This is a genomic window from Albibacillus kandeliae, assembly GCF_003116585.1.
Lineage (GTDB): Bacteria > Pseudomonadota > Alphaproteobacteria > Rhodobacterales > Rhodobacteraceae > Albibacillus > Albibacillus kandeliae.
The window spans coordinates 152,142-179,034 of the sequence record NZ_QEHM01000003.1; the positions used below are offsets into that span (position 1 = coordinate 152,142).

The window sequence follows — 26,893 nt, forward strand, 5'->3', positions numbered from 1 at the left end:
GTCGGTTCATTATTTGAACCATTGGTTTGAAATAGATTGACACCCCCCTGTTCCGTCTGTCAACAATTTTGCATCCGCACCCCGCGAGAAACCCCGCCGCCCCGGCGGGAGAGACCCCGAAAGGAGCACCTGCAGCCTCATGGGCACCGTCAGCAAAGCCTTGTCCCTGCTGGGACTTTTCACGCAGCTGAAGCCGGTCATCGGGCTGAGCGAGCTGACGCGGATGTCGGGCCTGAACAAGGCCACGACCTATCGGCTGCTGAGCGAACTGCAGGAGCAGGGATTCGTTGAACAGGTCGGCACCGAGCGGGCCTATCGCCTTGGCCCCGAGGTTCTGCGCCTGGCCGCGCTGCGCGAGGCGACGGTGCCGATCCTCTCGGTATCGCGCGGGATTCTCGACCGGCTGGCGGATGCGACGGGCGAAACCGCGCACATGTCGCTGGTGCGCGGCGACAACCTGAACGCCCTGAGCCACACCTACAGCCCGCGCCACGCCACCCGCGTGATGATGGAGGACGCCGAGGTGCTGTCGTTCCATGCCACCGGCTCGGGCCTTGCCATCCTCGCCTTCTCCGACGACGCCTTCGTCGACCGGATCCTGTCGCAACCGCTGCGCCGCTTCACCCCCGAGACCGAGATCGACCCGGACGAGATCCGCGCCGCGCTGCCCGCGATCCGTGAAATCGGCTGGGCCGAATCCGTCGGCGGGTTCGAAGCCGACGTGCATTCGCACGCCGCCCCCGTCTTCGGCCCGGAAGGCCTCCCCATCGGCGCCCTCGCCGTCGCCGCCCCGGTCGCACGGGTCACCGAGGAGCAGAAGCAGGTGATCCGCACCGAACTGGCGGCCTGCGCCCGCGCCATGACCGAAGCCATCGGCGGGTTGCTCCCGCCCACCTTTCCCGCCGCCTGCGCGGCCTGACCGAATGGAGCCTGCCATGAAGGACTCGAACTACCTCAAGGAAATGAACGCCCGCTCGCTCTGGCACCCGATGGCGCACCCGGCCGACAGCCTCGCCAATCCGCCGACCATCGTCACCGGCGCCAAGGGCGTGCGGATCACCGACGTGGACGGTCACGAGGTGGTCGACGGAGTCGGCGGCCTCTGGAACGTGAACCTCGGGTTCTCCTGCCAGCCGATCAAGGACGCCATCGCGGCCCAGCTCGACCGGCTGCCCTACTACTCGATCTTCCGCGGCACCACGAACGACGCGGTGATCCAGCTGGCCGAGGAGCTGCGCGACTTCTTCGAGCCTGACGGGCTGACCCGGGCCTTCTACACCTCGGGCGGGTCGGACTCGGTCGAGACCGCGCTGCGCCTTGCCCGTCAGTATCACAAGGTCCGGGGCGAGGCCGCGCGGACCAAGTTCCTGAGCCTCAAGAAAGGCTACCACGGCACCCATTTCGGCGGCGCCAGCGTCAACGGCAACGCCAACTTCCGCACTCAGTACGAACCGCTGCTGGCGGGCTGCCACCACATCCCGGCCCCCTACACCTATCGCAACCCCTTCGACGAGACGGACCCGGCGAAGCTCGCCCAGAAATGCCTCTCGGCACTCGAGGACGAGATCGCCTTCCAGGGCGCGGGCACCATTGCCGCCTTCATCATGGAGCCGACCCTTGGCGCCGGCGGGGTCATCCCCCCGCACGAGAGCTTCATGCCGGGCGTGCGCGAGATCTGCTCCAAGCATGGCATCCTGCTGATCGCCGACGAGGTGATCACCGCCTTCGGGCGCACCGGCAGCTGGACCGGATCGCGGCACTGGGGCGTCCAGCCCGACCTGATGTGCACCGCCAAGGCGATCACCAACGGCTACTTCCCCTTCGGCGCGGTGATGATCGCCGAGCACGTCGCGGAGGTGTTCGAGAGTGACGAGAGCGGCCGCGCGGCCATCGGCCACGGCTATACCTACTCCGGCCACCCGGTCGGTGCGGCGGCGGCGCTAGCCTGCCTGACCGAGACACTCAAGCTGAACGTGCCCCAGAACGCTGCCGCCCGTGGCAAGCAGTTGCACCAGGGCCTGCTGAAGCTTCAGGACAAGTACGAGGTGATTGGCGACGTGCGTGGCGGGCACGGCCTGATGCTGGCGCTGGAGTTGGTCAGCGACCGGGCCACCAAGGCCGCCATCGACAAGAAGACCATCAACACCGTGCAGGAGGTCGCCTACCGGTCCGGCGCAATGGTGCGGGTCTCGGGTCCCAACATCATCCTCTCGCCGCCGCTGGTCCTGACCGAGGCGGACGCCCAGGTGATCCTCGATGCGCTCGACGCGGGGCTGGCCGCCGCCACCGCCTGACGTACCCGCGCCCTCGCGCTTCTTTGGGTTGAAAATATCTCGGGGAGCGCGAGGGGCAGCGCCCCTCGCCCGCCTTCAGACGAAGTAGACGTAGAAGTCCCGCATCGCGTCCCCTTCCAGGTCGCGCGTCTTCTTCACTTCCTTCTGCTTCATGTAGACGTGGTTGGCGACCAGTCCCGCCCCCACCGCCTCACTCAGCGCCACGTCCTTCTCGAGATCCGCGACCGCGCCCCTGAGGTTCGTCGCCGTCCCCTCCCTGGCATCGGTCCGGTCGAAGCCGTCGCCGGTCTCGATCGGCGGCAGCTGCAGGTTGCCCTCGACCCCCAGCCGCGCCGCCTGCAGCACGGCGGCCACGGCGGTGTAGGGGTTGGCCGAGGCATCCGCCATCCGGTGCTCCAGCCGCGCCTTGGCCCCGCCCTCGCCGCTGACCCGGGTGGTCACGTTGCGGTGGTCGCCGCCCCAGTTCTGCCAGTAGCCCGAGAGCGAGCCCGGCTGCAGCCGCATGTAGCTGTTGGCGGTCGGCGCGATCAGCCCGGCAAGTCCCTTGTGGTGATGCACCAGCCCGGCGAGGCAGCCGCGCGCGAGGTCGTTCAGATGATCCGGCCCGCCCTTAGGCCCCGACGACAGCGCGTTGCCGCCCGACTGGTCGAGGAAGGAAAAGTTGATGTGCATGCCCGACCCGCCAGCCTCGGCCACCGGTTTCGGCATGAAGGTCAGGACGATCCCGTATTCCAGCGCGATTTCGCGCGCCATCAGGCGGAACAGCACGATGTCATCCACCGCCTTCACCGCGTTGTCGAAGGTCAGCGTGTATTCGAACTGCGGCGTGTCGAACTCGGCCGTGATCATGTCGAGCGAGAACCCGAGGTCGTCCGCCATCTCCCAGATCCGGTCGTTGAACCGCAACGGGTCGGCAAAGGGGCCAGTGCCATAGACCACACCGCCCGGCGCGTCGTAGGGGCGCAGCCGCCCCTGTTCGTCCGCCTGCAGGGCAAAGGCTTCCAGCTCGATCCCGACCTTGGGCGTCAGCCCCAGCTTCTGCCAGTCGGCCACGGCGCGTTTCAGCGCCCCTCGCGGGCAGAGCGCCAGCGGCTTCCCCTCCTCGTCCAGCAGGTCGCCCAGCACCACCTTGGTATCGCGCTCCCAGCCATCGCGGATGTCGTCGTGACGCCAGACCAACTCCATGTCCGGCAGGCCCTGCTTTACCTTGGAACCCGGCGCATCCAGCAGGTCGCGGTCGTAGTGGGTCCCGAAGACGGACATGCAGAACCGGGTATTGCCGTCGCCGATCTTGGAATGCGGCAGGTACTTGCCCCGCATGATCGAGAGGTGATCGCAGAACAGGGCACGCAGGCGGGTCTTCATGTCGGCTCCTTCAGGCGCGGGTGACAGTGACGGGAAGCTCCTTGATCCCGCCGACGAAGTTGGACCGCAGGAATTTGTGATCGCCCGCAGGTTCGATGGATTTCAGTCGCTTGGCAAGTTCCTGGAACAGGACGCGCACCTCGAGCCGGGCCAGCCACATGCCAAGGCAGACATGCGGCCCGCCCTGGCCAAAGGCCATGTGCTTGTTCGGGGTGCGGAAGAGGTTCACGCGCAACGGATCGCCAAAGTAGGTTTCGTCCCGGTTGGCCGAGATCCACCACAGCAGCACCTTGTCGCCCGCGCGGATGGTCTTGCCGTGCAGGTCGTAGTCCTCGGTGGCCGTGCGCCGGAAATAGAGCGCGGGCGAGGCCCAGCGCACGATCTCGTCCGGCGCGGTCTCCCAGATGTCACCGCCCGCCTGCATCTGCGCCAGCAATTCCGGCTGGTGCAGCATCGCCTGTATCCCGGCGGCGATGGAATAGCGGGTGGTGTCGTTGCCCGCCGCCACCACGAGGCAGAAGAAGTTGCGGAACTCGGTCTCGGAGATCACCGAACCGTCCTTCGACGGTTGCAGGATCAGGTTCAGCACGCCCGAGGTGTCATTCGCCGCGGCCTTCTTGTCCATCAACTCCTTGGCGTACTGGTAAAGCTCTGCCCCGGCGGGCGAGTTGAAGGGCATCATGCGGAATTCGTCCGTCGTCATCTTGTCGAGGACGTGGGTGGTGAAATCCGGATCGGTGTTGGCGATCAGTGCGTCGCCCTTTTCGACCAGCCAGGGCAGGTCTTCGTCCGGGGTGCCGATGATCCGCCCCAGCATCCGCATCGGCAATTGCCGCGCGATCTCCTTGGTCGCGTCGAAGGTGCCCTTGTCGAGAGTTTCGTCGAGGATATCGACACAGAGCTCGCGGATGGTGTCCTCGTATTGCTCCATCGTGGTGCGCGAGAAGGCCTTGAACAGCTTCATCCGCGACTGCGAGTGCTCCGGCGGGTCGGTCTCCTGAAAGGTCCGCCGCGCGAGGTATTCCTCGTAGCTCTGATCCTCCATGCGAATGCCCCGCGCCGAAGAGAAGATATTCGGCTGCTTGTTCATCTCGGCGATGTCCGCGTAGCGGGTGACCGACCAGAAATCCTGCCCGTCGGCGTACTCGGTCCAGTGCAGCGGATCCTCGTCGCGCAGCCGCTTGAAGGTGTTCAGCGGCGCACCGGCCATGAAGGTGTCATGGCTCGTCAGATCGGCATGGCCGTCATCGGTCGGGGTCCAGATCGTCATGTTACCTCACCTGCGTCAGACGCATGTCGGCCCGTTTTCGGGCTCGTTGATTTGTATATTAATGGCATCTATAAATATGTATATAAAAATCTCACCGAGACGGCGGAAAACCTCATGCACCTTGCGATCCTTATGACGAACACGGACGAAAGCGCCTTTGCCGACGCCCATCCGCGCGACGGGGCCAAGTTCACGGACATGATCCGCTCGGTGCGCCCGGACTGGACGACCGAGGTCTTCGCGGTCAAGGACGGCATCTTTCCCGGCGATCTGGCGCGCTTCGACGGCGTGATGATCACCGGCAGCCCGGCCTCGGTGAACGATGGCGACGCCTGGACCGCGCGGTTGCTCGACTTGATCCGCGCGATGGTCGCAGAGGGCGTGCCGATCTTCGGTGCCTGCTATGGCCACCAGGCGGTCGCCAAGGCCCTTGGTGGCAGCGTCGGGGCGAACGCCGGCGGCTTCGTGCACGGGCTGGACCGCAACGACGTCATCAACCGCATGCCGTGGATGGATGGCTTGCCCGACAATCTGCATCTCTACGCCAGCCACAAGGAACAGGTGACGGTTCCGCCCGCCGAGGCGCGCATTCTCACCCGGTCGGAGGCGGCCCCGGTCACCGGCATGGCCATCGGGACCAAAGTCTACACCACCCAGCACCACCCCGAGATGTCACGCGACTTCATCGCCGCCCTGACCGGCGAAATGGTGGACACGCTGGGGCCCGAGGCAACCGACGCCGCGCTTCGGTCGCTGGACAGCCCGGCAGACGGACAGCCCTTTGCCGAAAGCGTCGCGCGCTTCTTCGAGCAGGCCGCAAGCTGACCGCTACTCGGGGATCCCGAGTTCCCGCATCTGCCCCAGCATCTTTTCGAGGGTGTCCGGCGAGAACACCATCGCCCTGCGGAACAAGGTGATGCTGGCGTTGGGATAGGCCTTCATCAGCATGTCGCGCGACGCCTTCGCCTCCTCCAGCCGCCCGCAGGCGAGGAGCGAGACGCAGAGGTGGCGATGGATCCAATAGGCGCTTGGCCGTTCCTCCAGCGCGCGCTGCATCTTGCGCACGGCCAGTTCGTAATCGCCCGCGATCTGGTGCGCGTGGGCGATGCCAACCATGTTGCTGAAGTTCAGCGGGTCCAGCGGACTTAGCCGGATGGCGTGCTCGAAGTACTCGAAGGCGACTTCGGGGCGATCCGTGTAGACCTCCAGCCACCCGAGCCGGCTCAGCGCCCAGGCGGCATTGGGATCCAGCATGATTGCCCGCTCCAGCAGCACCCGCGCGGTTCCGTAGTTCCGGGCAAAAGTATGCACGGCGCCGAGAACCGCGAGGATCAGCGGATCGTCCGAGGAGAGGGCCGCCGCCCGTTCCGCCATCTTCAGTGCGGTGCCTTGCGCACCTTCGAAATCCTCGGTCCAGTTGTAGACGGACCTCTGCGCCCAGCACCACGCCGCCAAAGCCAGCGCCAGCGGATAGTCCGGGTCCGCCGCCAGCGCCACGTCGAGAATCTCTAGCGCCCGCGTGGCCTCGTCCTTTTCCAGCATCCAGACATGGCGCATAGCCTGCATCGCGTGGTCATAGGCACCCATATCCTGCGGCGGCTTGCGACCGGTGCGCTCGATCTCGGCCCATTGGATGGAGGGTTGCAGCGCCCCGGCCACCTTCTCGGTGATCCGGTCTTGCAGCTCGAACAGATCCTCGTCGGTGCCGTCGTAGCGGTCGGCCCAGATATGCGCGCCGCCCGCAGTCTCGATCAGCTGCACGGTGATCCGGATGCGCCCGCCCGCGCGCTGCACCGAGCCTTCGACCACGTAGGCCACGCCCAGCTCGCGGCCGATCTCGACCACGTTCATGTGGCGGCCCTTGTAGGCAAAGGCCGAGTTGCGGGCGATCACGAAGAAGGATCTGATCCGCGACAGCGCGGCGGTCATGGATTCCACCACGCCGTCGGCAAAATACTCCTGCGCCGGATCGCCGGACATGTTGTCGAAGGGCAGGATGGCCACCGAGGGCTTATCCGGCAGACTGAGCGCGGGTTTGTCCGCCTGCGTCTCGCCATCGGGCCAACGGAACACCCGCACCTTGCGGGCGATGTTCTTCAGCTCCCGCTCTCCCGCATCCTGAAAGCATTCATCGAGCCGCCCCGACACGTGCTCGTGTGCCGAGCCGCTGATAGCCAGCGCGCCGGGGGTGCAGATCGACTGAAGCCGGGCCGCCACGTTGACGCCGTCACCGAAGATGTCCTTTCCCTCGGGAATGACGTCACCGAGGTTGATGCCGATCCGGAGCATCAGCGCCGAATCCGGCGCAAGGTTCTCGTTGAAGGCGGGCCCGCGCTTCTGGATCGCGATTCCCGCCGAGACCGCGTCCACTACGCTCTTGAACTCCACGATTGCCCCGTCGCCCAGCAGCTTGACGACCCGCCCGCGATGCGCGGCCAGTTCGGGCGATACGACCTGCCGGAACAGCCTGTTCAGATTGGTGAGCGTACCTTCCTCGTCGGCGCCCATCAGGCGCGAATACCCCACCACGTCGATCGACATGATCGCGGCGAGGCGCCTTTGGGGTCGCGACAGGGTCATTGAAAGAACTTGCTCTGAAAAGGCCGGATTTCACGGATTCCACGCCAAGAGGGCAAGCATTGCAAGATTCGCGTTTCAGGACATGGTTTTGGGACGCGCCTGATCGGGACCGCGTGCCGCTCTCAGCCAAGCGCCGACAGCAAATCCATCACCTCGGAACGGTCAAACCCCATGTGGCGCTCCATCAATGCCTCGGCCGCGTCCCGCTGGTGCCCGGTGATCAGCGTTGCGATCTCGCGGTGTTCGGCGGCCGATTTCGCGATGGCGCCGGGATAGCGATAGGCGACACGGTAATAGGCCATCAGCTTGCGCGCGTTGGTCTTGATCATGTCGAGCAGGAAGGGGTTTCCGGCCCCGAGCCCCACCGCCTCGTGGAAACGCAGGTTCAACTGGTAATAGCCGTCAGGGTCGCTGTCGCCATGTTTGGCCGCATGGGCCTCGCAGGCGAGGACGGCGGCCTCCATCCGGCGCGCGCCTTCGGGCGACAGCCGCCGCGACGCCAGCCCGGCGGCCTGCCCTTCCAGCCTGCAATGCACTTCGAGAATGCCGAGGAATTCCTCAAGCGTCGGCTTGAACAGCACCGCCCCCTTGCGCGGCAGGCGACGGATGAGCCCGGCGGCCTCGAGCTGGATCAGGCACTCCCGGACCGGGGTGCGCGAAACCGCGTGGGCCTCCATCAGCGCCCCCTCCTCGATCACGTCGCCGGGGTTCAGGACACCCCGGTCGATCGCATCGAGCACCGCCGCCACTACCGTTTCCGTCTGTCCGCCCATCGCCTCTCCCCGGTCTTGTTGCCCCACCCTAGGGCGCGCCGCCGCCCGGCGCAATTGCACGAAAAACAGGCGCTGGAGCGTTGCGAATGCTGCAGTGCGGCTATTCCCATGCGTCTCTGGTCTTCGCACCTGCAGCATCCTAGGTATGTCAGCAAGACGGAACAACCGACCCCATACGGATAGATGAAAATGGCTTACACGACTTCGCATCACACCGCCGCCGCTCCCGCAGCAGGCTCGATCTCCCGCACCTTCGACCGCGTTCTGACCTGGTTGGCAAACATCTCGGAAAACAACCCGAAACTGCGCCAGGTGCGCGCTCTCCAGGCGCTCTCCGACGAACAGCTGGCCGCCCGTGGCCTGAAGCGCGACGAGATCGTGCACCACGTTTTCGCGGACCAGATGCACCTGTGATCCGGTTTGGTGCGACGCTCGGATGACCCGGGCCGCCGCGCCTGACCTGCACGGATCGCAAGGCCGATATGCGTCTTCGCATCTGGATCATGCTGCACCTGCAGCATAGATTCGGAACAAGACAGCATCACGACGACCGAGGATGGATGACATGGCATTTACACTGACCGAACCGCATACCGAAAGCTTCCTCGAAGGCGCCTTCGCCTCCCTGCGCGACTTCTTCACCACCGACTCCAAGCTGAGCCAGCTTGACGCCCTGATGTCGCTGAGCGACGCCGAGCTCGACAAGCGCGGTCTCAAGCGCAAGGATCTCGGCCAGCTGGTCTTCGGCACCGGCACCTGGAGCTGAGATCGCCGCAGGCGGACAGCTTATCCAGCAGAATTCAGGACGGTCCCTCGGGCCGTCCTTTTCTTTTGTGCGCAGGGGCTTGGCCCATTCCGGCGGTGGCCATCGCGCCAGGAGCAGGCTTCTCTCACAACTAAAGAGTTGACACGTCAACTCATTTCCGCCAGATTTGCGGCGCCCCGGCGGAGTCGCCCGGCGGCATTCGAGTGGGAGGACGACATGCGAACTCAGGTTGCCATCATCGGCGGGGGCCCCTCCGGCCTGCTGCTGGGCCAGTTGCTGCACCGCAAGGGCATCGACGCGGTGATCCTCGAACGCCAGACCAAGGCGCATGTGCTGTCCCGGATCCGCGCCGGCGTGCTGGAACAGGGCCTCGTCGACCTGATGCGCGAGGCGGGCGTCTCCGCGCGCCTCGAGCGCGAGGCACTGCTGCATGACGGTACGATCCTGTCCTACGACAACGACCAGGTTCACATCGACTTCCGCAAGCACGCGGGCAGCGCGGTCACCGTCTACGGCCAGACCGAGGTGACCCGCGACCTCTACGAGGCCCGCGAAGCCGCCGGTGCCCAGACCATCTTCCAGGTCGAAGGGGTCGAAATTCACGGCGCCGACAGCGATGCGCCCTATGTCACCTACGTCAAGGACGGCAGCGAGCAGCGCCTCGACTGCGATTTCGTCGCCGGTTGCGACGGGTTCCACGGGGTCAGCCGTAAGACCATCCCCGAGTCCGTCCGGACCGAGTACGAAAAGGTCTATCCCTTCGGCTGGCTCGGCATCCTGTCCGAAACGCCGCCGGTGAACCACGAGCTGATCTACGCGAGTTCGTCCCGCGGCTTCGCGCTGTGTTCGATGCGCAACCCACATCTCAGCCGCTACTACCTCCAGTGCAGCCTGAGCGACAAGGTTGAGTCCTGGTCCGACGAGGCCTTCTGGGACGAACTGCGCCGCCGCATCCCGCAGGAAGCCGCCGAGGCGCTGGTCACCGGCCCCTCGATCGAGAAATCCATCGCCCCGCTGCGCTCCTTCGTGACCGAGCCGATGCGCTGGGGCCGCCTGTTCCTCTGCGGTGACGCGGCCCATATCGTGCCGCCGACCGGCGCCAAGGGTCTGAACTCGGCCGCCTCGGACGTGCACTACCTCTACCACGGCCTGCTCTCGCACTACCAAGACAAGGACGACGAGGGGATCGAGCGCTATTCCGAGAAGGCGCTGGCCCGGGTCTGGAAGGTCGAACGCTTCAGCTGGTGGATGACCTCGCTGCTGCACCGCTTCCCCGAACAGACCGAGTTCGACCTCAAGATGCAGCAGGCCGAGATCGCGTACCTGAGCGAAAGCGACGTGGCGCAGGCGGCGCTGGCCCGCAACTACGTCGGCCTGCCCTACTAGGGCTGGCGCAGCCTTGCACCAGTCCCCGACAGGATCGGTGCGAGGGGGTTTTCAATCTGCCCGCTCTCGGCGTATTTTCCCCTGGCCCGCAATTATCGGGCGGCCCGGCGCATACTTGCACGGGTCAAGGCAGGATTATTCGACCGACCCGACCCAGATTGAACCGAGATGAACCAGCGCATGCCCCATCCCTCCGGCGCAGGCCCGGCCCGGCGCCACTCCGAACCCGTCCAGAAGAACCCTGACGGACGCACCGTGATCGACATCCGGGGCTACGCGCCCTACTACTTCGCCTCGGTGAACAGCGCCCTGTCCCGCGGCGCCTCGGCCCAGTACCTCAACGAGTTCGGCATCGGGGTCACCGAGTGGCGCGTCCTGTCATGGATCGCGACCGAACCAGGCGTCCCGGCCTCGCGCATCTGCGAGATCATCGCGCTCGACAAGGGCGCGGTCAGCCGGGCGATCAACAAGCTCGACCAGCTTGACCTGCTCATCGCCACCCCCTCGCCCAGCGACCCGCGACGCAAGTCGCTGGAACTGAACGAAGCCGGATGGGCCCTCCACGACAAGCTGCTGGACGTCGCGCTCGAACGTGAATCCCGGCTGGTCGAAGGGGTCGCCCCGCAGGACCTCGAGGTGTTCCTCAAGGTGATGCGGACCATGCGCGCCAACGTCGACGGCATGTGACGAAGGCGGGTTCCGCCCCCCTGCAAGAGCGATCCAGGTCACAGACACGCCCGATTTCGTGTGTTTTGTTTCGCATGTGGCTTGGCTAGAATGGACCAAGAAAATTCAGGCGTTTGCAATCAGGATACCAACATGGGTACGGCGGTAAGACTCATCGCCCTTCTGGCATTCTGCGTCGTTTCCGGCGCGGCCTCGGCGGCCTCCGACCGGGTCGCGCTGGTGTTGGGCCAAGGCGCCTACCAGACCATCGAACCGCTCGAGAACACGCGCCATGATGCCGCCGCCATGGCCGATACCCTGTCAAGCATCGGCTTCGACGTCACCCTCTCGCTCGACGCCACCTCCGAGCAGATGCACCAGCTGCTCGACGACTTCGCCTTCCGCTCGGAAACCGCCGATCTCGCGCTGATCTACTTCGCCGGTCACGGGGTCGAGGTGCAGGGCGAGAACTTCCTGATCCCGGTCGACGCCAAGGTCTCGTCCAACCAGGACGTCCAGCGCCAGTCGATCTCGCTCAAGCAGCTGCTCACCGCCGTCGAACACGCCCGCAAGATGCGCATCGTGATCCTCGACAGCTGCCGTGACAACCCGCTGGGCGACCTGATCCAGCTCGACCAGTCCGGCAACATCGCCCGCAACACCGAGGGCGCAGGCGGCCTGGCCGCCGCCGACCCCGACCGCGGCACGCTGGTGGCCTTTGCCGCCAAGGACGGGCAGGTCGCGCTCGACGGCACCGGCCAGAACAGCCCCTTCGCCACCGCCCTGATGGAAACCATGGTGCAACCGGGGCTCGAGATCTCGCTGATGTTCCGCCAGGTCCGGGACCGCGTGCTCAAGATGACCAACAACCTGCAGGAGCCGCACACCTACGGCTCGCTGACCGGCGTGCCCTTCTACCTCGCCGGCCCGGCCGAGGGGCAGGACAGCGTCACCGGCAAGGACGCCCCGGACGCCTGGGCGGCGATCAAGCCCGACCAGGAGGAACAGCTCCTCGCCCTCGCCGACCTCGGCGACACCCGCTCGATGCTGGGTCTCGCCTACATGCGCCTCAACCCCAACGAGGGCCGGTTCGACCCGCAGGAGGCGGTGAAGTTCCTCCAGCGCGCCTCGGATGCCGGCTCGCCCGAGGCCCAGTTCGAACTGGCCAAGCTCTACGAGCGCGGCACCGGCGTCCCTCGAGACGAACCCCGCGCGCTCGCCCTCTACCGGGCCGCGGCCACCCAGGACTTCGCCGACGCGATCAACGACCTCGGCTTCCTGCACTACCAGGGCGGCCTCGGCCTCCCCGCCGATCCCAAGGTCGCGCTGGAGTTCTTCGAGCGCGCCGCCGACCTGCGCCATCCCCAAGCCCAGTTCAACTTCGCCGCCCTGATCGACGATGGGCTGGTGCCCTCCAAGGGCCCGCAGGACGCCGCGCGCTACCTCTACGAGGCTCTGCGCTCGGGCAGTTCCGACGTGCTGAACCTGCTCAGCGACCGGCCCAACATGTTCACCGCAGAGACCCGCAAGGCGCTGCAGGAACAGCTCAAGACCCACGAGCTCTACGCCGGCGCCATCGACGGTGATTTCGGCCCCGGCACCAAGAAGAGCATCCGCCTCGCCTACGGCCTGACCGAATAGACAACCGCCGTCCTTCTTTGGGTCCGAAATATCCCGGGGGTGAATTGGCCCACAGGGCCAAGAGGGGGCAGCGCCCCCTGCAAGCCCCGTATTCGTGCCAAGGCCAGACTGCCACCTAGTGCCGAGCGCCACTGCCTGCGCTCCGGGCAGGAGGCGCTGTTAATCTCGGTTGAACTACACCCACTCGCCGCCGCTCAGAGCAGGCCGGCGGCCAGCCATTCGTCCAACTGGCGGCGGCTGATCTCGAAATGCATGCTGTCCTCGCGCCGGAACCCCGCGCCCCAGACCCAGCCCTCGGCGTGGAAGAAGTCGGCGAGGATGGTCAGGCCCAGCTGCGTCTTGCCATCGGTGAAGTTGTCGAGCTGCCCGTCGATGTTGAGATCCACCGCCAGCCCGTAGCTGTGGGTCGAGAGCCGGTCCACCGTACCCCGGATGCGGCGGACGCAGAGCGAGCCGGAGGTGTTGATGCGGGCGTAGAGGTCGGGGTCGGCGCGCTCGACATTGGCAAAGACTCGGCGCAGCGACTCGACCGCCGGTTCCAGCATGTTCACCATGATCGGGCCGACCTGGGTCAGCACCAGCTTGGATTTCAGCGCCTCGTTGGTCATCGGCTCGCAGGTATCGGTCAGCACCTCGCGGGGGCGCCCCAGCTTCGCTTCGAGGTAGTCGGGGCCGGCCACCTCCAGCCCGCGGTTCACCTCGGTCCGCCCGGCGATCAGCACGACCTGCGCATAGGCATTCAGGATGCTGTTCGGGCCGCTGTTCAGCACCGCGTCCTCGTCGTTGGGGTCTACCTGAAACCCGCCGCCCGCACCGCCCGAAGGCAGGCGGGCGACCTCTGTCTCCAGCGATGACAGGCGTTCCTGCAGGTCCTCGACCTGCTGGCGCAGAACCTCGATCTCGATACGGGCCCCAGAATCGACTGCCGACCCCTGAAAGTCCTCTTCTGCCAGGAAATAGCTGAGCAGCACCCAGATCACGGGTGCCAGAACCAGCGCGACGGCGATGATGATGGCCGGTACAAATCGCATTCTCTGCCCTTTCTCTCCCCCAGCCCCCGGATTGTTTCGCGTTCCGGTCGCCCCGGACCCCGGTGAGTGGCCCAAACGGCTCAGCTCGAAATTTTGGGGTTTGTGACGCAGTTCACTGAATCAAATTCCGTTGTGACGTATACACTGAGGGTATAGACTTGATACGTAACCCAAATGGATAAAAGGGGAAAGCGAACCATGGTCCGTTTTACCAGGCTCATCGCCAATTCTCTGACCGTCGCTCTTGTGGTTGCCCTGCCCGCCGGTGCAATGTCCCAGACTGCCGATCAGATGACCGCCGAACAGATTACCGAGGCGTTCAAGAAGCAGAAGACCCGCGGGCTGGTCATCGTTCCGTCGTCGCAGCAGGCCAGTTCCGACACAGCCGCCGCGACCACCGTGGCACCGACCACCCCGGCCGCTTACAACGCCGTCGACCAGGCCGACCAAGTCAACGTGCAGATCAAATTCGATTTCGACAGCGCCACGCTGCGCGACGACCAGAAGGAAAAGCTGGCGACGCTCTGCCAGGTGATGCAGGACGTCGACGTCTCGGTGTTCCAGATCATCGGCCACACCGACAGCTCGGGCAGCGCCGAGTACAACCAGCGCCTGTCGCTGCTGCGCGCCGAAGAGGTCAAGCGTCACATGGTCAGCGACTGCGGCATCGATGCCAACCGGCTGGAAGCCGTCGGCCTTGGTGAATCCGCGCCCTTCGACGCAACCGACCCGCGGGCAGATGTGAACCGCCGCGTCGAATTCCAGGCCCTGGGCTAAGCTCCGGGCCTGCCCGGGATGAAACGACCGCTGGAGCATCCGCATGATTGAATCGCGCCCCGGCGACGCCTTTCAGCCCGGTGAGCTGTTGAACAATACTTACCGGATCGAGGCCTTGCTGGGCCGCGGCGGCACCTCGGACGTCTACAAGGCCCGGAGCGAGATCTCCGGGCGCCTGATGGCTCTGAAGGTGCTGAAGTCCGAGTTCACCGGCAACGACGACTACCTTGTCCTCCTGACCCGCGAAGAGGAAATCCGCGACATCCGCCACGAGGCGGTGGTGCGCTATTCCGAGTGCAGCCGCACGCCCACCGGGCAGGTCTATTTGATGATGGACTATGTCGAGGGTCCGGGGCTGGACCAGCGGCTGAAGGAAGGGCCGATGTCGGCCGATGACCTGATGACCGTCTGCCGTCGCGTGGCGGGCGGGTTGCAGGCGGCGCACAAGCGCAACATCGTCCACCGCGACCTCTCTCCCGACAACATCATCCTGCGCAATGGCGACCCGGCGCAGGCGGTGATCATCGACTTCGGCATCGCCAAGGATACCAACCCCGGGGCCGAGACGATCGTCGGCAACGAGTTCGCGGGCAAATACGCCTATGCCGCGCCCGAGCAGCTGAACGGCCAGACCGACGCGCGCTCGGACATCTACGCGCTGGGGGCGCTGCTGCTGGCCAACTTCCGGGGCGCGCCGCCCAACATCGGCAAGAACCCGATGGAAGTGGTCCAGCGCAAGAGCCTGCCGTTGGACACCGAGGGCGTGCCGGAGCCGCTGAAGACGCTGATCGACCGCATGACCGAGCCGAACCCGGACAACCGGCTGGCCAGCGCGGCCGATGTTCTGGCCTTTCTCGACAATCCCCGGGCCGCCGGGGCGGACGACGACTTCGACGATGACCGTACCGTCATCTCGCTGGCCCCGCGCAAACCCGAGACCGAGGTGCCTGCACCCCAGTCCTCGGTACCGCCCAAGCCCCAACCGCAGCCTGCGGCGGCGCCGGTGGCGCAGGAGCCCCAGCGCAAGTCGCGGACGCCGCTGCTTGCCGGGGTCGCGGTGGTGCTGCTGGCGGCAGCCGGTGCCGGCGGCTACTTCTCCGGCGCATTCGACACGGTGCTGGGTCCGGCCCTGCCGGTCGCCGAGCCCTATACCCTGCTGATCGCCAAGCCCGAGGGCGGCGCGCCGAGCGCGCTCGGCAACGTGCCGAGCGAAGCGATGCAGAAGCAGTTGGGCGACCTGATCACTGGCCAGTCCGGCGAGGCCGACCTGACGCTCGCCTCGGGCGAGATCGCCGACAGCTGGGCCGATGACGTCATGCAGACGGTGGACCAGATCGACGAACTGCCGGAATGGCGCCTCTCGATCCGGGGCAACCGCGCGCAGGTCACCGGCTCGACCCCGGATGAGGACCAGCAGAAGCGGATCATGGCCGCCATCGGGTCCGACCTGCCCGGCGCGCTGGAAGGCGGCGCCAAGATCGACTTTGTCCCGGTGTTCCTTGCCGCCGCGCAGGTGGACCGGACGCTGAGCGAATTCGCCGACTGCGGCCCGCTGGCCCAGCCCAAGGCCCCGGCCACCGGTTACGGCCCCGGCGTCCCGGTGACCATCACCGGCAAGGTCGCCGAGACCGCAACCCGCGTGCGCCTGTTCGATGCCCTGCGCGCCCAGGCCGGGGACCGCGACGTGGTGATCGACGTCGACGTCCTGAACCCCACGCTCTGCCTGATCGAGAGCCACCTGCCCAACGCCCCGGCGAGCGATATCGACATTTCCTTCATCGTGGGCGACCGCAACGAAGCGAACCCCTCGGGTCGCTTCTTCGTGGGTGAGAACCCGGTGATCGACGTGGACCTGCCCGCGGATGTCACCGACGGGTTCCTCTCGGTCTCGATCCTCGACGTGTCGGGCAACGTCTTTCACCTGCTGCCCAACCTGAACCGGCAGGACAACGCGGTGGCCGACCTGCGCGATGGCCGCACAGGGCCGGTAAAGGTCCGCGTCGCCTTTGACCTGAAGGAATCCGCACAGAACGGCGGTCTGGCCTTCCGCGTGGACGACTCCACGCTGGGCAAGAGCAAGGTGATCGTGCTGCACTCGTCAAAGCCGCTGTTCGACGGGATGCGCCCGACGTCGGAGTCCGCCTCGGGCTACGCCGAGGCGCTGCAGAAGTTTGCCCAGAGCAACGATGCGAGTATCCTGTCGCTGGACAGCAAGATACTGGTCACCGCGAAACCCTGATCCGGCGCGGTGATCCGCGACCGGAAGGGGTGACATGACAGATATCGGCACGGTTGGTCTGATCGGCGGCTCGGGAATGCTCGGCCGCGCCATCGCACAGGGCTTGCTCGACTCCGGCGCCCTTGTTGCCAGCGATCTCTGGATTTCCAACCGAAGCGGTCAGGCCCCCGAGATCGGGAACCACGCGGGGTTCACCGTGACCCGCTACAACGACACGCTGGTCGAGGCCTGCGACACCATCCTCCTCAGTGTACCGCCAGCCCAGGTTCCATCGCTGGGCATTGCCCGCTCGGACAAGCTCTTCGTCTCCGTGATGGCCGGCGTTCCGTTGGCGACCCTGCATGACATCACCGGCTCGCCCCGCGTCGTCCGTGCGATGAGCAGCCCGGCTGCGGCCCGGCGCCTTGCCTATTCGCCGTGGATCGCCGCCGACGCGGTCACGGCGGCAGACCGCGAGAGGGTGTCCGCCGTCCTCGGCGCCATCGGGCTGGAGGACGAGATCGGGAACGAGGACCACATCGCCCACTTCACGGCGATCACCGGGCCGGTTCCGGGCTTCGTCGCCTACTTTGCCCGTTGCGTCACCGACTATGCCGTCGCCAGCGGGATCGAACCCACCATCGCCGACCGCGCGGTGCGGCAGCTGTTTCTGTCGGGGGGCGTCATGCTTGCAGACGAGGCCGAGACACCGGCAGAGCAGGTCACGGCGATGATCGACTATGCCGGCACCACCGCAGCGGGTCTGCTGGCGATGGAGGATTCGCCCCTGTCGGACAACATTGCCCGGGGACTTGAGGCAGCGGTCGAGAAGACCCGCCGCATGACCGGCGGCTAGAGCACGTCGACCACGATCACCGAGATGTTGTCGCCCCCGCCCCCGGTCAGGGCGATATGGATCAACTCGTCCGACACGGTCTCGATCGGGAACTTCAACAGCGCGGACTTGAGGATGTTGAACGTCGCGTATTTGGTCAGGCCGTCCGAGCAGATCAGGTAGCGATCGCCCGAGCGCGTCTCGCCCCGCACCTTGTCGAGTTCCAGCTCGTCCCCGACGCCGACCGCGCGGGTGATCGCGTTCGACTGCGGGTGCTGTTCGGCCTCGTCCCAGGACATCTGGCCCGCCATCACCAGCGCCGCGACCGCCGAATGGTCGGTCGTCAGCATCTCGATCTCGCCGTCGCGCAGCCGATAGATGCGGCTGTCACCGGCCCAGAGCGCCACGAAGTGACCGTTCGCTATCATCAGGGCGGCCACCGTCGCGCCGATGACGCCGCGCCCGCGATCCTCGGATTCCTGAAGGATAATGCGGTGCGCCTGCTGGATTGCCTGCCGCAGGGCGTGCATCCGGTCGGTCGGACCCAGATCCGCCGGGATCATCGCCACCGAGTCCGCGACGAGGCGGCTGGCATAATCGCCCGCGGCGTGCCCTCCCATCCCGTCCGAGACCATCCAGATATCGTGCTGCGGCAGGGCGAGGATCGAGTCCTCGTTGACCTTGCGCTTGAGACCCACGTGGGTCTTCGCGTTGTAGCGGTAGGAGTTGAGCTCATTCATACCGGACGTGCCTCGCTCCAGATCGGGGCATTGAGCTGAAAGAGGCCTTGCGCCTCCGGTCCCTCGGGTAAGCCATCGCAAATCATCAACCTCGGTACATCGTTAACTACCGCGCTCCAGATACTAGGCGCGGACTGCGTGCCTGCAAGCAGGCCTGACGCCAGCTCAGGCAGGAACCCGCCCGGGGCGGCCTGCGTCAGAACCAGCGTATTCCCCGCCCGGCGCACGGGCGCCGCTGCGCGGAATTCGGGGGATGGAATACCGGCAAGACGTTCCTCGATCGCGTCACGGGTCATGCCGTCTTCGAGAGCGTCAAGCGCGAGGTCTTCGAGGCGGTGAAACAGCTCCGCCTCGTTGAAGTGGTCAAGCTGCGCGGGCCCCGGAGTGGTGACCGCGGTAGCGAGTGTCAGCGGGAACCGGCGCCCGACGCGATCGACCGAGGGCATGAGAACGCCCAGCATCTTCTGCTGTCCGCAGAGCCCGGCCGCGAGGCTGAACCGCCAGATTGGCGCGGTCATGTAGTGCTGGTCCCAATCGGGGCCAAGCACGCCCTGCACCTGCAGCATCGCGCCCTGGATCCACGTGTCCCACGCGGTGACGAAGGCCGCCGGAAGGTTGATCCGGAAGAAGTCTCCCACCGACGGCATCTTGCCGAATGCGCCGAACCCGCCTGTCATCACATCGACTTCGGACAGGCGAAGTTGGCAAGCGCGGGCAGCGCGAAGGGGTTCAGGACCGATCCCGACTGCATCTGGAAGATCGCGATGCGCCCGCCCACGTTGAAGATCACCCGCTTGCGGTCGGAGACGTTGGTGCGGCGCACCTCGGCTGCGTCCAGCAGGCGGAACCAGGCCCAGGGCCCGTCGCGCCGCAGCGTGCTTTCGGTGTTCTTCTTGTCCGGCTCGAACTGGATCTGGGCAAAGCCCACGCCGCCCGGCCAGTTGACCGCGACCGGCACCGGCTGGCCGCCGCGATGGGCAAAGTCCACCGACTGGCCGTCGATCTGGAGCGAGACCGACTTGGCCTTGGGATCCAGCGCCTCTGGGGTCATCTGGAACTGGACCAGCGGCGTCGGGTTGCCGCCAAAGAAGGCATCCCGGATCTCGGCCGCGTTCTGCATCTGCTCCAGCACCTGCTGGCTGATGCCTAGGTCGACGTTGTTCACCGTCTTCCACGTCCACGGGCGGGTCCGCGTATCGACATGCTTCAACAGGCTCTCGTTGAAAAAGTTGTCGATCAGCCCGGCCGGACCGAAGAGCTTGGCAAAGTCGGCCATCGCCACGTCAGCCCCGGCCCGCTTGTTGAACGGATAGCGGTTCTCCAGCGCCTGCTCGCAGAAGGGCAGGACGTTGGCCTGCCAGCGGGCGTTGATCGAGGCGCGGGTGCTGTCCGAGGTGATCCCGGACGAGCCCGTGGTGATCTGCTTGGCCCAGCGTTCCAGCGGCCCGTCGACACGCGCGGCGGCCTGCTGGAACTGCAACAGCGCCTGGCCGCTCTCACCTCCCGAGGACACGCCGCTGAAGCTCATCTTGTTGAGCTCCTGATAGACCTCGGTCAGCAGGCCCATCAGCCCGTCAAGCTGCGAGGGCTGCCCCTCGGGCCGCAGGACCAGCTGGTGCAGCCAGTCGAAACGGTCTTCGACGTAGGCCCCCGGCGGCTTCGGTTGCTCGCCGCTCGACGAGGTGACGGTGCTGGTGAGCGCCTCCAGCAGGATCTGGCCCTGGATCGACAGGTTAGAGCGCGACTCGATGCCCGCGATCGCCTGCCCCGCCTTGCCCAGCTCGCCGGTGTTGACCAGCCCGCGTTCCTCGGTCAGCCGCGTTTCCTTCTCGATCTCGGTCAGCAGGTTGACGATGGGCGAGGTCGGACCGGACAGCACGTTGGTCACCTCAACCGCGTGGCTGAGGCTCTCCATCGGGATGATGTCGATATCGGCCAGCAGGCCGTCATAGCGCCCGATGAAATCGTTGTAGTAGAGGTCCAGCACGTCGCGGCTCAACGCCAGCAGCGCGCCCTCGGTCTGGATGTCCTCACCGCGTTCGCCCAGCACCCATGCCTCGCTGCGGACCCGCTCGGCGACACCCAGTGCCTCGGGCAGGAACACGTCGTTGAAGCCATCGTAGGTGTAGATGCCCTCGATCCCGTCGTTCAGCTGCTTGCCGGAGTTGCGGACCAGCACCCGGGTGACAGCAGGGCCGCCCTTTTCGGTGATCCGCCATTTCGGCAGGGCCGTGGCTGCACTGGAATTGATGATGCCGTTGTAGACCCGCTGGGCCAGCGGCAGTTCCGTCAGGATGCCCTGCACCCGCTCGACCAGCGGACCGTTGAGCGCGACCTCCTCCATCGGCTGGGCCAGCAGCGCGTCGAGATGGTCGGCGAGGTCGTCGCGCAGTTCCTGCCGGACCACGCCGGGATAGGAGATTTCCCAGTCGATCTGCATCCATTCCTTGACGAGGTCGGGGTTCATCGGCCCCTGCAGACCCAGCATCAGGTAGATCTTGAGCGCTTCGTACAGCAGCTCAGGGTTCTGCATGTTGGCGGTCATCTGCTCTTCCAGCCGCAAGAGCAGCCGGGGCAGGAACCGCTGGTTCAGCGCCGCGCGGTAGGTCTGCGCCGCCTGCGTGCCGATGACCTCGCCCTGGTAGAGACCATAGCGCACCCGCAGTTCCGGGTCCGGATCGTTCAGCACCGGGTTGGTCGGCATGTCGCGCAACTCGTTCAGCGCGGCGACCACGGGCGGCAGATCGGTATCGCCGACCGGGCTGGGCGGCAGGGTCGTCGCCGCCTGCTGGTAGGCGCCCACGCGCTGTTCGGCCTCGCTGATCAGGTCGGAGTTGCCAAGGTAGCTGCGCACCCAGAGCGCGCCCATCGCCACGGCGATCAGCACGGTCGCCGCAACGGCGACCCGCTGGGTCCAGCGATACCGGCGTTCGACCTTGTCGTCGGCCGAGACCAGCCCCGCCTCGTTGAAGATCACGGTTTCGAACAGGCGGGTCAGGAAGTACGAGCGCCCGCTGCCGTGGCCCGACCCGATGGCCTGACGGCCGATGCCGAAGGTCTGCGCCATGTTCAGCATCAGGCGGTCGATCGGCGTGCCTTCCTGCGTCCCGGAGGTGAAGTAGACGCCGCGCAGCATGTGGCGGCTTTCATACCGGTTGTCCTGGAACACCTCGTTCAGGAAATCCCGCGCCACGCCGCGCACCGAGGCCACCTGCGATGGGAAACCCGCCACCAGCGCCCGGCGCTGCTGGTCGGTCTCGCGCTGGAGCTTTTCCAGCGACTGCGCGTTGAGCTGCCCCAGCAGCTTGGCGAATTCCTCGTCAAAGGCCGAAACCGGCGGCTGTTCGGACTTGGCCTTTTCCAGCGGCAGGGTAAAGCCCCAGACCTGTTCACGGTCTTCCTTGCCGAGATCGTCGAAGAACTCGGTAAAGCCTGCGATCAGGTCGGCCTTGGTGAACAGCACGTAGACCGGAAAACGGACGCCCAGCTTCTCGCGCAGCTCGTTCAGGCGGCGGCGCACGGCCTGGGCATGGGCCTTCTGCGTCATCTCGTCCTGCAGGGACAGGTCCGAGAGAGAGATGGCGATCATGGCGCCGTTGATCGGCTGGCGCTTGCGGTACTTCTTCAGCAGCCCGAGAAAGCCGATCCACGCCGCATTGTCCGCCTCGGCGTCGCTTTCCTGCGTGGTATAGCGCCCGGCGGTGTCGATCAGGACCGCCTCGTTGGTGAACCACCAGTCGCAGTTGCGTGTCCCGCCCACGCCGCCGATCGCGGCCTTGCCGAGCTTGTCGGCCAGCGGGAACTGGAGGCCCGAGTTCACGATGGCCGTGGTCTTGCCCGCACCCGGCGGCCCGATCATCACGTACCACGGTAGTTCGTTCAGGCTCTTCTTGCCGTTCTTCGACTTGCGCAGCTCGGCAATGGCCGTCTTGAACTTGCCGCGCAGCTCGCCGATTTCCTCCGAGACCATGTCGTCCTCGACGGTCTCGGTCGCCTCGGCGATCTCTTCGGTCATCTTCTTGGCCTTGCGGCGGCGCAGGAAGAAGATCAGCCCCATGATGAACAGGAACAGCACCGCGATGATCGCCATCGTCACGATGCGCGAGGTGATGCTGCCAAAGGGGCGCCATTCGTCGCTGCCGATGAACGGCGCAAAGAACCAGGTCGCGACGCAGAGCACCGCCCCGACGAAGAACAGGGCGAAATAGATCGACCGGAACCAACGAAGAACCATCCGGATCATTGATCACTCTCCCGCACCAGCACTACCTCGATCCGCCGGTTCTTGGCCCGGCCTTCCTTTGTCGCGTTGTCCGCGATGGGTTCCTTGTCGGCCCGTCCCTCGGCCGAGAGGCGCGACGGATCGTCAAAGGCCTTGGCGATGCCCGCCATCACCGACTTGGCGCGGGCCAGCGACAGGGCCATGTTCGACGGGAACCGCGCCGAGCGGATCGGCACGTTGTCGGAATGCCCGACGATGATCACCGGTCCCGGTTCGTCGTTCAGCGCCTCGGCGACCCGGCGCACCGGGTTCTCGAATGCGGCCTGCAGGTCATCCGAACCCGACCCGAACATGTTGGAGCCGGTCAGCCGGATGATCAGCGTGTTCCCCTTGCCAAAGACCTCGACGATGCCGTCGTCGATCTCGGGCTGAAGGAACCCCTCGACCTTTCTCAGCTGATCCTGCGCCGTGGGCGCGGGCGGCGGCGGTGGCGGCGGCGGAGCCCGGCGCAGCAGTTGCGCCACCGGGCCGGTGTCGATGACCGAGAGCTGCCCCACAAGGCGCTCGGTCTGCTTGGAGAGCGCATAGGACAGCCCGAGGAATTCGAGCGTGAGCAGCGTCGCCGTCACGCCGAGCGCGATCCAGACGAGCCGCCAGGCCGAAAGCGCCTTGAACGGTTTCTTGAGGCCTTCCCAGTTGGGCGAGAGATCGTGTTCCAGCGGGCCGCGCTGGTTGCGGATGATCCGGGCCAGCGCGCCGCGGATCTGCAGGTGCTTTTCCGGTCCGCCCTGTTCGACGCGCAGACGGCCCTCGAACCCCAGCGACATGCACATATAGAGGAATTCAAGCATGTCGATGTTGTTGCCCGGCTCCTTCTCGAGCCGTGCCAGCAGGTCGTAGAAGCGGTCGCCGCCCACCGTCTCGCGGTGGAAGGTGCCGACCATGGATTGCAGGCCCCAGGACGATTGCCCGCCCCACGGCGTGTTCAGCACGACATCGTCCAGCGTGGCGCAGAGCGCGTAGCGCGCGACCTTGACGGTCTGCGCCGGAATCCCGGCCTGCAGCGCGCGGTTCTCGAACTCGCGCACCTCGCTCACCACCGACTGGCGCAGCTTGTCGGGGTCCATGTGCTGGGCCCGGTTGCGGATGCGCGAAATCAGCGAGAACAGCGGCGCCGCGCAGGCGGTCAGCTGGTTCATCCCGGTCATCGCCATCTGGGCCTGCGGCGCACCGCGCGACGCGGCCGGGCGCGGTGCGTTCGATTGCGGGACGCCATAGGCCGAGACCGATGGCTCGGGCGGATCAAGCGGATCGGCAGGGGCCTGTGCCACGGCCTGGCTCGGCGCGGACATGGCGCCGCCGCCCCCGCGGCGTCCGCCGGGATTGGGCCGGATCACCGTCTTGTCGGTGTCATCTGGTTCCGCGAACGGGTCGTTGTCAGACATGGCTTCTTCCCATCCTTAGCTGTTGCGGATCGCCCACAGCTCCATCTTGAGCCCCGGGTACTGACCCGAGACGTGCACGGCGATCCCGCCCGAGGTGGTCATCTTGCTCCAGTAGGGGCTGGCCGCGTCGAGTTCGAAATAGACCACACCCGAATGATAGGGGATCTGCCGCGGCGCCACCGGCAGCGGGCGCAGCGTGATCCCAGGGAGGGCCGAGTTGACCAGCTGGCGGATCTCCTCGACCGGCCCGATCTTGCACTGGCCGGAAAAGTGGCGGCGGACGTCCTCGCTCGGGATATCGGCGTTCACCGCCAGCACAAAGCCCGCGTTGCCCAGCAGCTTGCGGTCGGCGATGATGCCGACGCTGATGCCGTACTTGCGCTCTTCCAGCTTGATCGGGATCGCGGTCTGTTCCAGCACCGAGCTGAGGTACTGGCGCAGCACCCGGATCACCGGGGCAAAGCAGATGCTGAGGTTGTCATGCTCGTAGGGCGGAAAGACCGGCGCCTCCTTGTCCTGCGACATGAACACCGAAAGCTCGCCCGCCAGCCCGACGCAGGTGCGGAAGAATTCCTCGGGGTGCAGGTTCTCGATCTGGGTCAGGTGCCGCACCACCGGCAGCATCCGGTTGACCACGGCCAGCAGCATGAAATCCTGCACCTCGGCGGCGCCGCGGGCACTGCCGCTCTCGGCCAGACGGCCAGACAGCGCGGTCATGCGGTGCTGGAGCAGCCCTTCGAGTTCGCGCAGGAACCCTTCCAGCGGGCGCGCAGCGCGGACGTCGAGGCACGAGGGCACAAAGGAGCTGTCGAGGATGATCTCCTTGTCCGAGCGCACCTCGATGATCCGGGCCACCGGGATCGCCAGCTTGTCGGCAAGGTCATCGACCTCAAGCGCGAACTGCAGGCGCATCTTGCCGACGCCCAGCACCACGGGCTTTTTCTGCTGGCCCATGGTGTCGGTCACTTCGATCTCGGTCGGACGCAGGCGGCTTGCCGACATCTCGGCGCCTGACATGTCGACCTCGGTCGCACCCTGCCGCCGCTGAGGCACGGTCAGGTAGACGATGCAGTCCTTGATCGTCGTCGGCACCTCCAGCGCGGGCGGGTGATCATCCGTCATCGGCACGCGGAAGACCGTGCCGTCATGGGTCAGGCCCGAGACGGATTTGAGTGCGAACTGGCCCACCTTGAGGACCTCGTCGTCGATCTCCATGGCGGTGACACCCCAGCCATAGGGCCGGATGCGGCGGGCAAGCCCGGCCACCAGCGCCTCGGTGTACCGATCCGCCTGCTGGAAATGGTGGGGCTGCAGAAACAACCCCTCGGTCCAAAGCACCTTGCTGTCCCAGGACACGTAGTTCTCCTTCCAATGGGGCCTAGCGTTTCAGCTTGTCGAGCTGCTCCTTGTAGGCCCTCGCAAATTCGCGGCTGAACAGGTCCTGAAAATCGTTCTCGGCCTGGTCGGAAATTTCCGCATAAATCTTCTCGTAGACTTCCCAATAGCGGGCCTTTTTGCCCTTAAGAAGGCTGCCGAACGCCCCGCTGACCTCAATCTTGCCTTCAAGTTCCTTGGGGTCGAGTTTTCGCAACACCCCCTTCAGGGCCGCCTCCATTCCCGTCACCATGGCGATCTCGTGCGCCTTGATGTCCTGCAACGCCTGTTCGGCGGCGGTTTCGGGGCTGAGGTAACCCTTGGTGGCAGGCTTGATCATCGCCTCGACCGCCTGTTCCGGGCTGATCGAGAACTTGAGCGGGTTGTTCCCGCCCGCGCTGATCATCGTCTGCTCGATGCGGAACTCGCTCTTGATCGAGGTGCGCGTCATCAGGATCTCGCGCAGGCCGGTGACCAGCGTCTTCATCACCCGGCCCATGCGCGCCATGGTGTTGGTCAGCTCGGCATCGTCGAATTTCAGGTCCTCCGCACCGGCACCATCGAGGAAGGCGCGGGCGAGGTCGGCCTGTGCCGGCGACACCGTCTGGGGCACGGCCGGCGCAGGCTGGCTCGCCGGGGGCGTGCTCGCGGCAGCAGGCGGTGGGGTCTCGGGCGCCGGTTGCGGGGCGGGCTCCTCGGCCGGAGCGGCAAGGAAATCGTCTTCCGGCGGGATCGACGGCGGTTCACGGCGCACCGGCTCGGCCGCGGGCGGCGGCGGGGCAGCCTTGGGCGGCTGCTGCGTCTCGCCGATCCCGTCCAGCAGGTCGTCCCAGTCGTCCGGGATCAGGTTCTGACCGCCGCCCGAGCTTTGCGGGCGGAATGCGTCATGCGCCGAGGGGTTGTGCGACGGCAGGCTGGCGCCCTCACCCTCGCGCCCGTCACTCGGCTTCTGGAAGAACGGGTCCTCGTCCTCGCCCAGCGGTGGCAGCAGGTCGTCGATCGGGTCGCTTGCCTTGAACTGCGAGGGGCCGACCGGCTTCTCGGGGCCCAGCAGGTTGTCGAGGAAATCGCCCTCGGGCCCGGCATCGTCCAGCAGGGCCAGCGGATCGGGCGCGCGGCTCGCGTCCCCGTGCGAGGCGGAGCCCATCGGCGCGGGGGCCAGCAGGTCGTCCATGTCGGGCACGGTGTTGCTGATCTCGACCACCAGCTCGTAAGAGCCCAGCGCCAGAACGTCGCCGTTGTTCAGCGGCGTCGGCGTCTTGCCCAGCGGGATCTTGGAATAGTTCAGGAAGGTGCCGTTGGTCGACAGGTCGACGATCACCACGTTGCCGTTGTGATCCTCGATGACGAAGTGGTTCTTGCTCAGCAGGCGGTCGGGGTCGGGCAGCACGAGGTCATTCGCCGGACCGCGTCCTACGGTCAGGCTGCCGCCCTGCATGCTTACGGGGCGGCCATTTCCGGGAACGGTCCCGGACGACTGAAACTTCAAAGTTACGGGCATTGCGTGCGC

22 protein-coding genes are annotated in these 26,893 nt (G+C 66.1%); 11 read left to right on the forward strand and 11 right to left on the reverse strand.

The window, feature by feature from the left end:
* The first annotated feature begins 139 nt into the window (after positions 1–139).
* Positions 140–919, forward strand: a complete 780-nt coding sequence (locus DDT93_RS06680; protein WP_109465038.1) for an IclR family transcriptional regulator — start codon at positions 140–142, stop codon at positions 917–919.
* Positions 920–935: 16 nt separating this feature from the next.
* Positions 936–2,294 (forward strand): aspartate aminotransferase family protein, encoded by a 1,359-nt coding sequence (locus DDT93_RS06685; protein ID WP_109465766.1) that lies wholly within the window; start codon positions 936–938, stop codon positions 2,292–2,294.
* 75 nt (positions 2,295–2,369) lie between these two features.
* Here DDT93_RS06685 and DDT93_RS06690 read toward each other — a convergent pair whose 3' ends face one another.
* Positions 2,370–3,659, reverse strand: a complete 1,290-nt coding sequence (locus DDT93_RS06690; protein WP_109465039.1) for a type I glutamate--ammonia ligase — start codon at positions 3,657–3,659, stop codon at positions 2,370–2,372.
* 10 nt (positions 3,660–3,669) lie between these two features.
* Positions 3,670–4,929 (reverse strand): cytochrome P450, encoded by a 1,260-nt coding sequence (locus DDT93_RS06695; protein WP_109465040.1) that lies wholly within the window; start codon positions 4,927–4,929, stop codon positions 3,670–3,672.
* A gap of 114 nt (positions 4,930–5,043) precedes the next feature.
* Between DDT93_RS06695 and DDT93_RS06700 the strand changes: the two genes are divergently transcribed.
* Positions 5,044–5,754 (forward strand): type 1 glutamine amidotransferase, encoded by a 711-nt coding sequence (locus DDT93_RS06700; protein ID WP_109465041.1) that lies wholly within the window; start codon positions 5,044–5,046, stop codon positions 5,752–5,754.
* A 3-nt stretch (positions 5,755–5,757) separates the two neighbouring features.
* Here DDT93_RS06700 and DDT93_RS06705 read toward each other — a convergent pair whose 3' ends face one another.
* Together DDT93_RS06705 and DDT93_RS06710 are read right to left on the reverse strand one after the other, a co-directional pair.
* The gene (locus DDT93_RS06705; RefSeq protein WP_109465042.1) at positions 5,758–7,509 is read right to left on the reverse strand and encodes an adenylate/guanylate cyclase domain-containing protein; all 1,752 of its coding nucleotides are present in this window, start codon (positions 7,507–7,509) and stop codon (positions 5,758–5,760) included.
* Positions 7,510–7,631: 122 nt separating this feature from the next.
* Complete coding sequence (locus DDT93_RS06710) at positions 7,632–8,282, reverse strand: GntR family transcriptional regulator (RefSeq protein ID WP_109465043.1); 651 nt, start codon at positions 8,280–8,282, stop codon at positions 7,632–7,634.
* A gap of 189 nt (positions 8,283–8,471) precedes the next feature.
* Between DDT93_RS06710 and DDT93_RS06715 the strand changes: the two genes are divergently transcribed.
* The 5 genes from DDT93_RS06715 (at position 8,472) to DDT93_RS06735 (ending at position 12,741) form a co-directional block, all read left to right on the forward strand.
* Positions 8,472–8,696, forward strand: coding sequence for a DUF1127 domain-containing protein (locus DDT93_RS06715; RefSeq protein ID WP_109465044.1), 225 nt, complete (start codon positions 8,472–8,474; stop codon positions 8,694–8,696).
* A gap of 151 nt (positions 8,697–8,847) precedes the next feature.
* Positions 8,848–9,048 carry a hypothetical protein gene (locus DDT93_RS06720; RefSeq protein WP_157960118.1) on the forward strand — a complete coding sequence of 67 codons (201 nt, stop codon included), beginning with the start codon at positions 8,848–8,850 and terminating at the stop codon, positions 9,046–9,048.
* A gap of 216 nt (positions 9,049–9,264) precedes the next feature.
* Positions 9,265–10,434, forward strand: a complete 1,170-nt coding sequence (pobA, locus tag DDT93_RS06725; RefSeq protein ID WP_109465046.1) for a 4-hydroxybenzoate 3-monooxygenase — start codon at positions 9,265–9,267, stop codon at positions 10,432–10,434.
* A 180-nt stretch (positions 10,435–10,614) separates the two neighbouring features.
* Positions 10,615–11,121, forward strand: coding sequence for a MarR family winged helix-turn-helix transcriptional regulator (locus DDT93_RS06730; protein WP_157960119.1), 507 nt, complete (start codon positions 10,615–10,617; stop codon positions 11,119–11,121).
* A 132-nt stretch (positions 11,122–11,253) separates the two neighbouring features.
* Positions 11,254–12,741 (forward strand): caspase family protein, encoded by a 1,488-nt coding sequence (locus DDT93_RS06735; protein WP_109465048.1) that lies wholly within the window; start codon positions 11,254–11,256, stop codon positions 12,739–12,741.
* Positions 12,742–12,935: 194 nt separating this feature from the next.
* Here the strand turns inward: DDT93_RS06735 and DDT93_RS06740 are convergent, their stop codons facing one another.
* Positions 12,936–13,772 carry a M15 family metallopeptidase gene (locus DDT93_RS06740; RefSeq protein WP_109465049.1) on the reverse strand — a complete coding sequence of 279 codons (837 nt, stop codon included), beginning with the start codon at positions 13,770–13,772 and terminating at the stop codon, positions 12,936–12,938.
* A gap of 198 nt (positions 13,773–13,970) precedes the next feature.
* On the opposite strand from DDT93_RS06740, the gene DDT93_RS06745 reads away from it, so the two are divergent.
* Genes DDT93_RS06745 through DDT93_RS06755 form a run of 3 tightly spaced genes read left to right on the forward strand, consistent with a single transcriptional unit; the run spans position 13,971 to position 17,623 of the window.
* Positions 13,971–14,549, forward strand: coding sequence for an OmpA family protein (locus DDT93_RS06745; RefSeq protein WP_109465050.1), 579 nt, complete (start codon positions 13,971–13,973; stop codon positions 14,547–14,549).
* Between the two features lie 43 nt (positions 14,550–14,592).
* Positions 14,593–16,788, forward strand: coding sequence for a serine/threonine protein kinase (locus tag DDT93_RS06750; protein ID WP_109465051.1), 2,196 nt, complete (start codon positions 14,593–14,595; stop codon positions 16,786–16,788).
* A 34-nt stretch (positions 16,789–16,822) separates the two neighbouring features.
* Complete coding sequence (locus DDT93_RS06755; protein ID WP_109465052.1) at positions 16,823–17,623, forward strand: pyrroline-5-carboxylate reductase family protein; 801 nt, start codon at positions 16,823–16,825, stop codon at positions 17,621–17,623.
* Here DDT93_RS06755 and DDT93_RS06760 read toward each other — a convergent pair.
* The 6 genes from DDT93_RS06760 to tagH are packed head-to-tail and all read right to left on the reverse strand — an operon-like array spanning position 17,620 to position 26,884.
* Positions 17,620–18,342, reverse strand: coding sequence for a PP2C family protein-serine/threonine phosphatase (locus DDT93_RS06760; RefSeq protein WP_109465053.1), 723 nt, complete (start codon positions 18,340–18,342; stop codon positions 17,620–17,622). The genes DDT93_RS06755 and DDT93_RS06760 overlap by 4 nt on opposite strands.
* Entirely contained in the window at positions 18,339–19,019 is a 681-nt protein-coding gene (gene tagF, locus DDT93_RS06765) for a type VI secretion system-associated protein TagF (protein WP_109465054.1), read from the reverse strand. The genes DDT93_RS06760 and tagF overlap by 4 nt, the downstream gene beginning before the upstream one ends.
* Positions 19,019–22,585 (reverse strand): type VI secretion system membrane subunit TssM, encoded by a 3,567-nt coding sequence (gene tssM / locus DDT93_RS06770; protein ID WP_109465055.1) that lies wholly within the window; start codon positions 22,583–22,585, stop codon positions 19,019–19,021. The genes tagF and tssM overlap by 1 nt, the downstream gene beginning before the upstream one ends.
* Positions 22,582–24,009 (reverse strand): type IVB secretion system protein IcmH/DotU, encoded by a 1,428-nt coding sequence (gene icmH, locus DDT93_RS06775; RefSeq protein ID WP_109465056.1) that lies wholly within the window; start codon positions 24,007–24,009, stop codon positions 22,582–22,584. The genes tssM and icmH overlap by 4 nt, the downstream gene beginning before the upstream one ends.
* A gap of 15 nt (positions 24,010–24,024) precedes the next feature.
* Complete coding sequence (tssK, locus tag DDT93_RS06780) at positions 24,025–25,365, reverse strand: type VI secretion system baseplate subunit TssK (protein WP_109465057.1); 1,341 nt, start codon at positions 25,363–25,365, stop codon at positions 24,025–24,027.
* 22 nt (positions 25,366–25,387) lie between these two features.
* Positions 25,388–26,884: a type VI secretion system-associated FHA domain protein TagH gene (gene tagH, locus DDT93_RS06785; protein ID WP_109465058.1), complete on the reverse strand. Its 1,497-nt coding sequence runs from the start codon at positions 26,882–26,884 to the stop codon at positions 25,388–25,390.
* Positions 26,885–26,893 lie beyond the last annotated feature (9 nt).

Bases quoted from the DNA above. Each gene is read 5' to 3' on its own strand.
- DDT93_RS06755 (WP_109465052.1), top strand. From the start codon at position 16,823: ATGACAGATATCGGCACGGTTGGTCTGATCGGCGGCTCGGGAATGCTC.
- DDT93_RS06715 (WP_109465044.1), top strand. From the start codon at position 8,472: ATGGCTTACACGACTTCGCATCACACCGCCGCCGCTCCCGCAGCAGGC.
- DDT93_RS06710 (WP_109465043.1), bottom strand. From the start codon at position 8,282: ATGGGCGGACAGACGGAAACGGTAGTGGCGGCGGTGCTCGATGCGATC.
- pobA (WP_109465046.1), top strand. From the start codon at position 9,265: ATGCGAACTCAGGTTGCCATCATCGGCGGGGGCCCCTCCGGCCTGCTG.
- DDT93_RS06760 (WP_109465053.1), bottom strand. From the start codon at position 18,342: ATGAATGAGCTCAACTCCTACCGCTACAACGCGAAGACCCACGTGGGT.
- DDT93_RS06735 (WP_109465048.1), top strand. From the start codon at position 11,254: ATGGGTACGGCGGTAAGACTCATCGCCCTTCTGGCATTCTGCGTCGTT.
- DDT93_RS06700 (WP_109465041.1), top strand. From the start codon at position 5,044: ATGCACCTTGCGATCCTTATGACGAACACGGACGAAAGCGCCTTTGCC.
- DDT93_RS06740 (WP_109465049.1), bottom strand. From the start codon at position 13,772: ATGCGATTTGTACCGGCCATCATCATCGCCGTCGCGCTGGTTCTGGCA.
- DDT93_RS06750 (WP_109465051.1), top strand. From the start codon at position 14,593: ATGATTGAATCGCGCCCCGGCGACGCCTTTCAGCCCGGTGAGCTGTTG.
- DDT93_RS06745 (WP_109465050.1), top strand. From the start codon at position 13,971: ATGGTCCGTTTTACCAGGCTCATCGCCAATTCTCTGACCGTCGCTCTT.
- DDT93_RS06685 (WP_109465766.1), top strand. From the start codon at position 936: ATGAAGGACTCGAACTACCTCAAGGAAATGAACGCCCGCTCGCTCTGG.
- tagH (WP_109465058.1), bottom strand. From the start codon at position 26,884: ATGCCCGTAACTTTGAAGTTTCAGTCGTCCGGGACCGTTCCCGGAAAT.
- icmH (WP_109465056.1), bottom strand. From the start codon at position 24,009: ATGTCTGACAACGACCCGTTCGCGGAACCAGATGACACCGACAAGACG.
- DDT93_RS06705 (WP_109465042.1), bottom strand. From the start codon at position 7,509: ATGACCCTGTCGCGACCCCAAAGGCGCCTCGCCGCGATCATGTCGATC.
- DDT93_RS06730 (WP_157960119.1), top strand. From the start codon at position 10,615: ATGCCCCATCCCTCCGGCGCAGGCCCGGCCCGGCGCCACTCCGAACCC.
- tagF (WP_109465054.1), bottom strand. From the start codon at position 19,019: ATGACAGGCGGGTTCGGCGCATTCGGCAAGATGCCGTCGGTGGGAGAC.
- DDT93_RS06720 (WP_157960118.1), top strand. From the start codon at position 8,848: ATGGCATTTACACTGACCGAACCGCATACCGAAAGCTTCCTCGAAGGC.
- DDT93_RS06695 (WP_109465040.1), bottom strand. From the start codon at position 4,929: ATGACGATCTGGACCCCGACCGATGACGGCCATGCCGATCTGACGAGC.
- tssM (WP_109465055.1), bottom strand. From the start codon at position 22,585: ATGATCCGGATGGTTCTTCGTTGGTTCCGGTCGATCTATTTCGCCCTG.
- DDT93_RS06690 (WP_109465039.1), bottom strand. From the start codon at position 3,659: ATGAAGACCCGCCTGCGTGCCCTGTTCTGCGATCACCTCTCGATCATG.
- DDT93_RS06680 (WP_109465038.1), top strand. From the start codon at position 140: ATGGGCACCGTCAGCAAAGCCTTGTCCCTGCTGGGACTTTTCACGCAG.